General features: G+C 68.1%; 8 protein-coding genes and 4 pseudogenes. 6 read left to right on the top strand and 6 right to left on the bottom strand.

Annotation, left to right across the window (positions count from 1 at the left end; genetic code table 11):
• Positions 1 to 487 (top strand): annotated as a pseudogene (locus tag KUTG_RS62750) (hypothetical protein); the annotation flags it as partial.
• Here KUTG_RS62750 and KUTG_RS50635 read toward each other — a convergent pair.
• Positions 484 to 1035 (bottom strand): annotated as a pseudogene (locus KUTG_RS50635) (IS630 family transposase); the annotation flags it as partial. The pseudogenes KUTG_RS62750 and KUTG_RS50635 overlap by 4 nt on opposite strands.
• A 615-nt stretch (positions 1036 to 1650) precedes the next feature.
• Between KUTG_RS50635 and ltrA (KUTG_RS50625) the strand changes: the two are divergent.
• Positions 1651 to 3084, top strand: a complete 1434-nt coding sequence (ltrA, locus tag KUTG_RS50625) for a group II intron reverse transcriptase/maturase (protein WP_043714528.1) — start codon at positions 1651 to 1653, stop codon at positions 3082 to 3084.
• Positions 3085 to 3202: 118 nt separating this feature from the next.
• On the opposite strand, the pseudogene KUTG_RS50620 reads toward ltrA (KUTG_RS50625), so the two are convergent.
• From KUTG_RS50620 to KUTG_RS50615, 3 genes and pseudogenes are all read right to left on the bottom strand, one after another.
• Positions 3203 to 3742: pseudogene (locus KUTG_RS50620) on the bottom strand (IS630 family transposase); the annotation flags it as partial.
• Entirely contained in the window at positions 3703 to 4551 is an 849-nt protein-coding gene (locus tag KUTG_RS66890; protein WP_369794688.1) for a helix-hairpin-helix domain-containing protein, read from the bottom strand. The gene KUTG_RS66890 and the pseudogene KUTG_RS50620, both read right to left, overlap by 40 nt.
• Before the next feature lie 48 nt (positions 4552 to 4599).
• Positions 4600 to 5142, bottom strand: a complete 543-nt coding sequence (locus KUTG_RS50615; RefSeq protein WP_369794618.1) for an IS630 family transposase — start codon at positions 5140 to 5142, stop codon at positions 4600 to 4602.
• A 624-nt stretch (positions 5143 to 5766) separates the two neighbouring features.
• Here KUTG_RS50615 and ltrA (KUTG_RS50605) point away from each other — a divergent pair.
• Positions 5767 to 7200, top strand: a complete 1434-nt coding sequence (gene ltrA / locus KUTG_RS50605; RefSeq protein ID WP_043714528.1) for a group II intron reverse transcriptase/maturase — start codon at positions 5767 to 5769, stop codon at positions 7198 to 7200.
• Between the two features lie 118 nt (positions 7201 to 7318).
• Here the strand turns inward: ltrA (KUTG_RS50605) and KUTG_RS50600 are convergent.
• Together KUTG_RS50600 and KUTG_RS50595 are read right to left on the bottom strand one after the other, a co-directional pair.
• Positions 7319 to 7858 (bottom strand): annotated as a pseudogene (locus tag KUTG_RS50600) (IS630 family transposase); the annotation flags it as partial.
• Positions 7859 to 7901: 43 nt separating this feature from the next.
• Positions 7902 to 9371 carry a PucR family transcriptional regulator gene (locus KUTG_RS50595; RefSeq protein ID WP_043727177.1) on the bottom strand — a complete coding sequence of 490 codons (1470 nt, stop codon included), beginning with the start codon at positions 9369 to 9371 and terminating at the stop codon, positions 7902 to 7904.
• Positions 9372 to 9479: 108 nt separating this feature from the next.
• Between KUTG_RS50595 and KUTG_RS50590 the strand changes: the two genes are divergently transcribed.
• From KUTG_RS50590 to KUTG_RS50580, 3 genes are all read left to right on the top strand, one after another.
• Complete coding sequence (locus tag KUTG_RS50590) at positions 9480 to 10337, top strand: FAD binding domain-containing protein (protein ID WP_043727175.1); 858 nt, start codon at positions 9480 to 9482, stop codon at positions 10335 to 10337.
• On the top strand, positions 10328 to 10786 hold the full coding sequence (locus KUTG_RS50585) for a (2Fe-2S)-binding protein (protein ID WP_043727174.1): 459 nt from the start codon (positions 10328 to 10330) through the stop codon (positions 10784 to 10786). Before KUTG_RS50590 ends, KUTG_RS50585 begins: the two co-directional genes overlap by 10 nt.
• Positions 10783 to 11594 (top strand): amidohydrolase family protein (locus tag KUTG_RS50580; protein ID WP_043727173.1); only part of this gene is annotated, 812 nt, incomplete at its 3' end. The genes KUTG_RS50585 and KUTG_RS50580, both read left to right, overlap by 4 nt.

Here is an 11594-nt window from a genome sequence, read left to right as displayed (position 1 = left end):
TCGCCTACGCCTTAACCAGCCGCAGCCCTCGGTCACCGCCGGCGGCCCGTCCACGACCGGCAGGTCCACCACCGCCGCCAGCACCACCACGACGGCGCCCAGCAGCACGACCACCGGCGCGGCGACCACGACGACCGCCACCACGACGACCACGGCCGCCGCCCCGCCGCCGGCCGACCCCGCCACCCAGCTGGCCAAAGCGATCTCCGACTACTACACGCTGGTGCCGCACGACCTCAACGACGCCTGGAACCGCATGACCGAGGACTACCGGCAGAACAAGGCCGGCGGCATGGCGGGCTACCAGAGCTTCTGGGGCGGTGTCGCGAGCGTCGAGGCCACCGGCGTGACGGCGACGCCGCCGGGCACCGTGGTCGCGACCATCACCTACCACAAGAAGGACGGCAGCACCCAGGTCGAGCGGACCACGTTCGGCATGGTGCAGCAGGACGGCATCTGGAAGATCGCGTCCTCGTCGGTCGGCTAGTGTCCTGCGCCGGAAATCCGTCGACAAAATCGGGCGAGTGACTCGAGGATCTCTTCGGCGGTCTTGGTCCAGAGAAACGGACGGGGATGGGTGTTCCAGTCGGCGATCCAGGCACGAACGTCTTTCTCCAGCGCCCGGACGCTCTTGTGAGCACCGCGTTTGATCTTCTGCTCGGCCAACAGCCCGAACCAGCGTTCGACCTGGTTGATCCACGACGACCCGGTCGGGGTGAAGTGCATATGGAACCGGGGATGCTTGGCCAGCCAGGCCTTGATCGACGGGGTTTTATGAGTGCCGTAGTTGTCGCAGACCAGGTGCACGTCCAGCTCTGCGGGCACGGACTTGTCGATCGTGATCAGGAACTTCTTGAACTCGGCGGCGCGGTGCTTGCGGTGCAACTCGCTGATCACCGTGCCGTCAGCAATGTCGAACGCGGCGAACAGGCTGGTGATGCCGTTGCGGACGTAGTCATGCGTTCGCCGCTCGGGCATGCCTGGCATCATCGGCAACACCGGCTGGGAACGGTCCAGGGCTTGGATCTGACTCTTCGTGCGCCACGAGGCGCTGCACTATCGGGTGGAGGTGAGAGACCTCCGCCGTCGTCCTGTCGCAGCAGGTCGATGAAGCTGAGGGCAGCCTGATCCGGGAGGCGCCGGGGAGGGTGGGAGCAGCCCTGACAACGAGGAGACGGGCCGGCACTGCCAGACGGCTCGGGCTCACCTAGCGAGACGGAAAGGTGTACGTGAGGAACCAGCGGTTAAAGCCTCTCAAGAGATACACCGGCTCCAACCTGGCGGATGCGGGCCGGAGCGCGACGCACACCTGTCTTGACCGGATGTCCGGGACAGGGCGGGTGACTTTCGGGCCGGGTGAAGACGCCGGCAGGGAGGCCGCGAGGAAAGGCTGCGGCGTACTCGTGGCGATGTCGCAGGGGCAAAGCTGGGCACCGACCCCGTCGACCGGTGTGTGGTGAACGTGGGAAGCGTCCCGGGCTGGTCCCGCGTGCTGGCCGTCCAGGTCGGGTGCGGGCAGGCTCGTCGTCGGCTGAGCGGGCCGGGGCGTGGCGGAGCCGTCGTAGTAGTCCGAGGTCGGGAAAGCCGGCCACATGGCGAAGGGCGGCAGCGAGTCCGCGGCGATGGGAACGGAAGGGCAGGAGATCACCGGTGAATACGGGTGTGCTGTGGCCGACGGTCGAGGAGGCCGAGGCGCGGGTACTGCGGATCCAGACCAAGCTGCATCAGTGGGCGATCGATGGTCCTGGTCGCCGGTTCGACGACGTGTTCAATTTGGTGTGTGACCCGGCTGTTCTCGTTGTGGCGTGGACGCGGGTCAGGGGCAACAAGGGTAAGCGGTCGGCGGGGGTGGATGGTGTCCGTCCGGACGCCGTGTTCGCCGCCGAGGAGTGGTTCCTGCCCACCTTGAGGCGAGATCTCAGGGAGCGGCGGTTCGACCCGATGCCCGTGCGGGAGCGGATGATCCCCAAGCCGGGCAGCGCGAATCTGCGTCGCTTGGGTATCCCGACCGCGCGGGACCGCACCGTGCAGGCGGCTCTGAAGCTGGTACTGGAGCCGATCTTCGAGGCGGACTTCCAACCGTGTTCCTACGGTTTCCGTCCTCGGCGCCGGGCCCAGGATGCGATCGCGGAGATCCACCAGTTCACGTCCCGCTCGTATGAGTGGGTCCTGGAAGGGGACATCGAGGCGTGCTTCGACATGATCGACCACCCGGCCCTGATGGACCGGGTGCGTGGTCGGGTCGGGGACAAACGTGTTCTGGCTCTGGTGAAGGCGTTCCTGCATGCGGGCGTCCTCAGCGAGGACGGCGTGGTCAGGAACACCAGTACCGGCACACCCCAAGGCGGGATCCTGTCTCCGTTGCTGGCCAACATCGCCCTGTCAGTCCTGGACGAGCATTTCGCCCGGGCATGGGCGGCCAGCGGCACCTCGTATCGGCGGTTCGTGGCGCGCCGCAAGGGGTCGGCCACCTATCGGATCGTTCGCTACGCGGACGATTTCGTGGTTCTGGTGTCCGGGTCGAAGCGGCATGCCGAAGACCTCCGGGAGGTGGTGGCCGGACTGTTGGCCCCGATGGGCCTGCGGTTGTCGGCAGCCAAGACGAGGGTCTGTCACATCGATGAGGGCTTCGACTTCCTCGGGTTCCGCATCCAGCGGAAACGGAAGCGGGGCACGGACAAGCGCGTGGTCTACACCTACCCGTCGAAGAAGGCGCTGGCCTCGATCGTCGGGCGGGTCCGCGCGCTGACCCGCAGGTCGTCGCATCCAACACTTGCCGCCCTGCTGCGCCAACTCAACTTGGTGCTGCGGGGTTGGTGCGTCTACTTCCGTCATGGTGTGTCGAAGGCGACCTTCCACTACCTCGATGATTACGCCTGGCATCGGGTAGTGCGGTGGATTCGTAAGCGGCACAACAAAACGAAGTGGGCCGTCCTCATGCGCCGTTACCTTCCGGGGTGGCGACCGACGGAGGACGAGGTGACGTTGTTCCAGCCCCAGACGGTGACGGTCAGCCGTTACCGATACCGGGCGGCCAACATCCCTACACCCTGGGCAGTCATAACGCCAGAACCAGCAAAGTGATCCGCTGACACGGGCTCGTGGAGAGCCGGATGCTCAGGAATGGGCACGTCCGGTTCGGCGGGCGGGCCGGGGAAACGTAACGTTCGTAAGGACGTCAACGCGCCCCGGTCCGACCCAACTCGTCGACGCACAGCACGACGGCCCGCTCAGGCGGATTGTGATACAGGCCAACGACATCCACGACCTTCTCCACGAACAGCGGATCAGTGGAGAGCTTGAACGTCTCGGCGCGATGAGGCTTGAGGCCGAAGTCGCGCCAGATCCGGCCGATGGTCGACTTGCTCAGCCCGGACTTCTCCGCCATCGACGTCCGCGACCAGTGCGTGGCGTTGCGCGGAGTCTCCTCCAGCGTCGCCACGATCACCTCTTCGACCTGGTCCACCGTGATCGACGGCGGACGTCCCGGCCTGTCCTCGTCCATCAAGGCGTCCAGGCGTCCGACCGCGAACCGGGCACGCCACTTGCCCACCATCGTCCGATGCACCCCCAACCGCGCCGCGACCTCCACATTGGACAAACCCTCCGCGCACGCGAGCACGACCCGGCACCGCAGAGCCAGCGCTTGCGCGCTCGCCGCCCGACGCGCCCACCGTTGCAACGTCTCCCGCTCGTCAGCGGTCAACACCAACTCGACCTTCGGTCGTCCAGTCCGCGCCATCCACCCAGACTAGACTTAGTCATTGAATTTCCGGCGCAGGACACTAGTGTCCCGAGTTCGAAGTTCGTTGAAGAATTGTACGATCGGTGGATAGCAGGTCGAGGTCGTCCGGCAGCCGCGGTGGTATTGACCGACGAGGAGCGCGACACGCTCACGCGTTGGTCCCAGCGTGCGAAATCGTCGCAGATATTGGTACTGCGGTGCCGCATCGTGCTGGGCTGCGCCGAGGGCAAATCCAACACCGAGGTCGCCACCGAGTTGGGCATTTGGCCGCAGACGGTAGGCAAATGGCGACGTCTGTCGGTGGGTGACCGCGCCGGCCACCACCGCCCGTTGGCCATGCTCCTTTGTGGACAGGCGTGTGATCGGGATGACTCCGAGCTTGTCCAGGCGTGGCCGGAGGAACTGGATCGGGTGGCTGTCGGGAGATTCCCGTTGCCCACACGTCGGCGACGGCGGTCTCGATCTTGTCCATGCCGGGCAGCATCGGTGCGTCCGTGCCCATTGTGGTCCCTGGCAACCGGTCCGGCCGATCCCGGGCCACGGCGCCCGCTGCCCACAATGCCTGCCGCCGGTCCATGCCGAATCCGGCGGATGCCCCCGGCGGTGGCCAACGCCTCCAGTTGGGGCGTGGTCATCCGCGTGCGTCGGGCGAGGTCGACCATGCTCGTGTACTGCCCGTTCGTGTCGCGTTCGGCGACGACGCGGTCGGCGAGGTCGGTGCCGATGGCGCGGATCGCGCCGATCCCGAGGCGCACCGCCCTCACGGCGCTGGTGGCGCCGCATGGTTCGAGGGTGGCATGAGCCAGGCTCAGGTTGATGTCGACGCGGCGGGCACGGCGGATGTCACCTGAGAACTAGTGTCCTGCGCCAGGAATTCGGTCAAGATATGAGGCGAGGCGGTCGAGGATCTCGTCAGCGTCCTTGGTCCACACGAACGGCCTGGGATCGGCGTTCCACGTCGTGATCCAGTCGCGGATGTCGTTTTCCAGTGCACGTAAGGACTTGTGCGCAGCTCGACGCAGGCGTTTGTCGGTCAGCAAGCCGAACCATCGCTCCACCTGGTTGAGCCAGGAGGAGTAGGTCGGGGTGAAGTGCATGTGGAAGCGGGGGTGCGCGGCCAGCCACTTGTTGATCGTGGGGTGTTTGTGGGTGGTGTAGTTGTCGCAGATTAGGTGCACGTCAAGGTCGGCGGGCACCTGCTTGTCCAGTGTGGTGAGGAACTTCTTGAACTCCACCGCGCGGTGACGGCGGTGGATGGAGCCGATCACCTCGCCGCTGGCCACGTCGAGCGCGGCGAACAGGGTGGTGATGCCGTGCCGGATGTAGTCATGGGTACGGCGCTGCGGCAGGCCGGGCATCATCGGCAGCATCGGCGCGGACCGGTCCAGCGCCTGGATCTGCGACTTCGTGCGCCACGAGGCGCTGCACTATCGGGTGGAGGTGAGAGACCTCCGCCGTCGTCCTGTCGCAGCAGGTCGATGAAGCTGAGGGCAGCCTGATCCGGGAGGCGCCGGGGAGGGTGGGAGCAGCCCTGACAACGAGGAGACGGGCCGGCACTGCCAGACGGCTCGGGCTCACCTAGCGAGACGGAAAGGTGTACGTGAGGAACCAGCGGTTAAAGCCTCTCAAGAGATACACCGGCTCCAACCTGGCGGATGCGGGCCGGAGCGCGACGCACACCTGTCTTGACCGGATGTCCGGGACAGGGCGGGTGACTTTCGGGCCGGGTGAAGACGCCGGCAGGGAGGCCGCGAGGAAAGGCTGCGGCGTACTCGTGGCGATGTCGCAGGGGCAAAGCTGGGCACCGACCCCGTCGACCGGTGTGTGGTGAACGTGGGAAGCGTCCCGGGCTGGTCCCGCGTGCTGGCCGTCCAGGTCGGGTGCGGGCAGGCTCGTCGTCGGCTGAGCGGGCCGGGGCGTGGCGGAGCCGTCGTAGTAGTCCGAGGTCGGGAAAGCCGGCCACATGGCGAAGGGCGGCAGCGAGTCCGCGGCGATGGGAACGGAAGGGCAGGAGATCACCGGTGAATACGGGTGTGCTGTGGCCGACGGTCGAGGAGGCCGAGGCGCGGGTACTGCGGATCCAGACCAAGCTGCATCAGTGGGCGATCGATGGTCCTGGTCGCCGGTTCGACGACGTGTTCAATTTGGTGTGTGACCCGGCTGTTCTCGTTGTGGCGTGGACGCGGGTCAGGGGCAACAAGGGTAAGCGGTCGGCGGGGGTGGATGGTGTCCGTCCGGACGCCGTGTTCGCCGCCGAGGAGTGGTTCCTGCCCACCTTGAGGCGAGATCTCAGGGAGCGGCGGTTCGACCCGATGCCCGTGCGGGAGCGGATGATCCCCAAGCCGGGCAGCGCGAATCTGCGTCGCTTGGGTATCCCGACCGCGCGGGACCGCACCGTGCAGGCGGCTCTGAAGCTGGTACTGGAGCCGATCTTCGAGGCGGACTTCCAACCGTGTTCCTACGGTTTCCGTCCTCGGCGCCGGGCCCAGGATGCGATCGCGGAGATCCACCAGTTCACGTCCCGCTCGTATGAGTGGGTCCTGGAAGGGGACATCGAGGCGTGCTTCGACATGATCGACCACCCGGCCCTGATGGACCGGGTGCGTGGTCGGGTCGGGGACAAACGTGTTCTGGCTCTGGTGAAGGCGTTCCTGCATGCGGGCGTCCTCAGCGAGGACGGCGTGGTCAGGAACACCAGTACCGGCACACCCCAAGGCGGGATCCTGTCTCCGTTGCTGGCCAACATCGCCCTGTCAGTCCTGGACGAGCATTTCGCCCGGGCATGGGCGGCCAGCGGCACCTCGTATCGGCGGTTCGTGGCGCGCCGCAAGGGGTCGGCCACCTATCGGATCGTTCGCTACGCGGACGATTTCGTGGTTCTGGTGTCCGGGTCGAAGCGGCATGCCGAAGACCTCCGGGAGGTGGTGGCCGGACTGTTGGCCCCGATGGGCCTGCGGTTGTCGGCAGCCAAGACGAGGGTCTGTCACATCGATGAGGGCTTCGACTTCCTCGGGTTCCGCATCCAGCGGAAACGGAAGCGGGGCACGGACAAGCGCGTGGTCTACACCTACCCGTCGAAGAAGGCGCTGGCCTCGATCGTCGGGCGGGTCCGCGCGCTGACCCGCAGGTCGTCGCATCCAACACTTGCCGCCCTGCTGCGCCAACTCAACTTGGTGCTGCGGGGTTGGTGCGTCTACTTCCGTCATGGTGTGTCGAAGGCGACCTTCCACTACCTCGATGATTACGCCTGGCATCGGGTAGTGCGGTGGATTCGTAAGCGGCACAACAAAACGAAGTGGGCCGTCCTCATGCGCCGTTACCTTCCGGGGTGGCGACCGACGGAGGACGAGGTGACGTTGTTCCAGCCCCAGACGGTGACGGTCAGCCGTTACCGATACCGGGCGGCCAACATCCCTACACCCTGGGCAGTCATAACGCCAGAACCAGCAAAGTGATCCGCTGACACGGGCTCGTGGAGAGCCGGATGCTCAGGAATGGGCACGTCCGGTTCGGCGGGCGGGCCGGGGAAACGTAACGTTCGTAAGGACGTCAACGCGCCCCGGTCCGACCCAACTCGTCGACGCAGAGGACCAGCGCCTTGTCGGGCGGATTCAGGTAGAGCCCGACGACGTCGCGGACCTTGTCGACGAACTGCGGATCGTTGCTGAGTTTGAAGGTGTCGACCTGGTGGGGCTTGAGGTTGAACGCCTTCCAGATCCGTCCGACCGTCGACTTGGACAATCCGCTCTCGGCCGCCATCGAGGTCCGCGACCAGTGCGTGGCATCGGCCGGGGTCCGTTCCAGCGTGGCCACCACCAGTTCCTCGACCTGCTCGTCGGTGATCTTGCGCGGGGCGCCCGGACGTGGCTCGTCCACCAAGCCCTCCAGGCGCCTGTCCAGGAACCGTCGTCGCCACTTGCCCACCGTCTGCGGCCAGATCCCCAACTCGGCGGCGACGTCCTGATTGGATCCGCCGGCCGCGCACCCGAGCACGATTCGGCATCGCTGTGCCAATGCCTGCGACGACTTCGCCCGCCGCGCCCACCGTTGAAGCGTCTCGCGTTCCTCGTCGGTTAACACCACAGCGGCCACCGGCCGGCCTCTACCTGCCATCCGTCAATCCTACAATTAATCAACGAACTTTAGGCGCAGGACACTAGCGGGACAGCTCCAGGGCCAGGAAGAGGTCGACGCGGTCGGCGAAGCGGGACAGGTCGCGGCCGGTGAGGTCCTCGACGCGGCCGATGCGGTAGCGCAGGGTGTTGACGTGCAGGTGCAGGCGGGCGGCGGCCTGGGACCAGGAGCCGGAGCAGTCGAGGAAGACGCGCAGGGATTCCAGGAGCTCGGAGTGGTGCTCCTGGTCGTAGGCGCGGACGGGGCCGAGTAGGCGGCGGCAGAAGGACTGGCGGAGCTCGTCGGGGAGAGCGCCGAACAGGAGCTGGTGGGAGGCGAGCTCGGAGCCGGCGACCACGGCGGCGTGAGCACCGTTGTGGACGGCGACGCCGCGGGCGTAGCGGGCCTCGTCGACGGAGGCGCGGAGGCGGGAAGCGGGGCCGGGGCTGCTGATGCCCAGGGCCAGGCGGCAGGGGCCGAGGCCGGGTTCGAGGGCACGGACACCGGAGCGCAGGGAGTCAAGCAAGTCGTTGCCGGCCAAGGTGATCGCTACGGCCTCACCGTCCACATCGGTCACGAGGCCTTCAACGAGCGAGTCAAGGACGTCGAGGGCGAGACCGGCCTCGCCGGTGATGGTCATGGACACGACGCACAGGCTGTCGTCGGGGCCGAAGCCGGCGGCGGTGAGGCGGGCGCTGATGTCGGCGGCGGGGGTGGACTCGTCGGCCAGCAGTGAGAGCAGCTGGGTGGCGGAGCGGCGCTCGCCGACGCGGCCGGCGGCGAGGGCAGAGCGTTCCAGGCCGATGAGGGTGGCGAGCTCGACGGCGATCTCGTGCCGGTCGGCGGTCCGGTCGGCGACGACGAGGGCCCAGCAGGCCAGTCGATGCCCGGTGCCGACGGGCAGCATGCTGTAAGAGCCGACCTGGCGTTTGCCGGTGACAAAGCCGGCGGCTACCGCCGCGCTGTCGGGGAGGTCGGTTACGCCGGCCACCACGCGACCGGTCGGGGCGATGACCCAGCACGGCACGCCCAGCTCGACGGACCCGGCGGCGACGAGGCCGTCCAGACCGGCGCCGGAGCCCAGCACGGCGACGAGACGGCGGTGGTGCTCCAGCACGGCGCTGGACCGGCGGACGTGCTCGGCGGCCAGGGCGGAGACGACACGCTGGGTGATGGACGTGAAGGAGACGTCGAGGGGCACGGTGAACAGCCGGACCGAGTGCCGTCGGCAGGCGTCGGCGACGACGTCGAAGGTGACGGGGCCGATCTCGGCGGTGCCGACGCCCAGGGCGACCACGCCCATCTCGGCGATGGCGGACACGAAGGCCTCGGCGTCGCCGGGATCGTGGTACCAGAGCATGCCGGTCAGCACGACCTCGCCGCCGCCGAGGTAGCGGCGCGGGTCGCGCAGGTCGGTGACGTAGATCCAGCGGAACTCCGGATCGGGCTCGATCGCCCCGACCAGCAGCCGGAGCCCGAGCCCCGGATCGGCCAACAGCTCACCCAGGCGCACGTCAGGCAGGGTACTTGGAGGATCCTCCAAAAGACCCGCCCGATCGGGTCGGCGTTTCGTGGTGTTCGCCGCTAGCACCGCCCGCGGGCGGACTGTGTACTACGTCACGTGGAATTCCTACGACCGACCTCACTGGCCGAGGCCCTCGACGCCAAGTCGGCGCAGCCGGACGCGGTGCCGATCGCGGGCGGCACCGACGTGATGGTGGAGCTGAACTTCGACCACCGCAGGCCGGCCGCGCTGCTCGACCTGACGCGGGTCGGCGAACTGGCCGAGTGGACGGTCACGCCGAGCGGCACCCGCCTGGGCGCGGGAGTGACGTACGCGCGGATCATCGCCGAGCTGGGCGACCGGCTGCCGGGGCTGGCCATGGCCTCCCGCACGGTGGGCTCGCCGCAGATCCGCAACCGCGGCACGGTCGGCGGCAACCTCGGCGCCTCCTCCCCCGCCGGCGACACGCATCCGGTGCTGCTGGCCACCGACGCGACGGTGGAGGTCGCCTCCGTGCGCGGCACGAGGGAGATTCCGATCGGCAAGTTCTACCGGGGCGTGAAGCGCAACGCGCTGGAGCCGGATGAGCTGATCACCGCGATCCACCTGCCGGCGGGCACGGGGCCGCAGCAGTTCAGCAAGGTAGGCACGCGCAACGCGATGGTGATCGCGGTCTGCTCCTTCGGCTTGGCCTTGCATCCCGAGGGCAACCGCGTCGGCGCGGGCATCGGGTCGGCCGGACCGACTCCGATCCGGGCGGTCGAGGCCGAGCGGTTCGCGGCCGAGGAGCTTTCGTGGGAATCGCCGAAGCCGCTGACCGACTCCGTGGCGCGGCGCTTCGGTGAGCTCGTCGCCGCCGCGGCCACGCCGATCGACGACGTGCGCGGCACCGCCGCCTACCGCCGGCACGCGCTGTCCGTGCTGGCCCGCCGCACGCTCACCTGGGCATGGAAGGACTACGCGCGATGCGCCTGAACGTCACGGTCAACGGGGAGGCCAGGCAGGCCGACGACGTGTGGGAGGGCGAGAGCCTGCTCCACGTGCTGCGTGAGCGCCTGGGCCTGCCGGGCTCGAAGAACGCCTGTGAGCAGGGCGAATGCGGTTCCTGCACGGTCTACATGGATGGCACGCCGGTGTGCTCGTGCCTGGTCGCGGCCGGGCAGGCCGAGGGCCGCGAGGTCGCCACGGTCGAAGGCCTGGCCGACGGTGACACCCTGGACCGGGTGCAGCAGTCCTTTGTGGACGCCGGTGCGGTCCAGTGTGGTTTCTGCACGCCGGGTCTGGTCGTCGCCGCCCACGATCTGCTCAACCGCGTGCCGCAGCCGTCGGATCCGGAGATCCGGGAGGCATTGGCCGGCAACCTCTGCCGCTGCACCGGATACGAGAAGATCCTCGACGCGGTGCGACTGGCGGCGACCCGATGAGCGTCGTAGTCGTCGACAACGCGGCGATCGCGACCGTCGACGCCGACAACACCGAGCACGCCAGCGGCCACGTCGTCATCCGTGACGGCCTGATCGAGCGGGTCGGCCCCGGCCAGGCCCAGCGGCCGGCCGAGGACCACGACTACATCGACGCCGGCGGCCGCCTGGTCACGCCGGGCCTGGTCAACACCCACCACCACCTGTACCAGTGGGCCACCCGCGGCTACGCCGAGGACGCCGAGCTGTTCGAGTGGCTGACCACGCTGTACCCGGTGTGGGGGCGGCTGACCGAGGAGGTCACGCGGGCGGCCGGCGCGGCCGGCATGGCCAAGCTGGCCCTGACCGGTTGCACGACCATCGCCGACCACCACTACGTCTTCCCCGACAACGGCGGCGACCAGATCGGCGCGCTGGTCGGTGAGGCGCGACGGCTCGGCGTCCGCCTGCACGCGGTGCGCGGCTCCATGGACCGTGGGCAGTCCCAGGGCGGCCTGCCGCCGGACAACATCGTCGAGGATCTCGAAGCGGCGTTGCTGGGCACGGAAAAAGCCATCAACGACTACCACGACCCGGACCCGCTCGGCCTGATCCGCATCGCTGTCGGCCCCTGCTCCCCCTTCTCCGTGAGCCGCGAGCTCATGGAGCAGGCGGCGGAACTGGCCCGGCGGCACGGAGTTCGGCTGCACACGCACTTGGCCGAGACCATCGACGAGGAAGAGCAGTGCCTCGCCGAGAACGGCTGCACGCCGGCCCAGTACGCCGAACAGCTGGGTTGGCTGGGCGACGACGTGTGGCTGGCCCATACCAT

It is taken from the genome of Kutzneria sp. 744, from assembly GCF_000568255.1.
In the GTDB taxonomy this organism is placed as follows: domain Bacteria; phylum Actinomycetota; class Actinomycetes; order Mycobacteriales; family Pseudonocardiaceae; genus Kutzneria.
The sequence above is the reverse complement of the archived record's forward strand: the minus strand, read 5'-3'. Positions and strand labels throughout refer to the sequence as shown.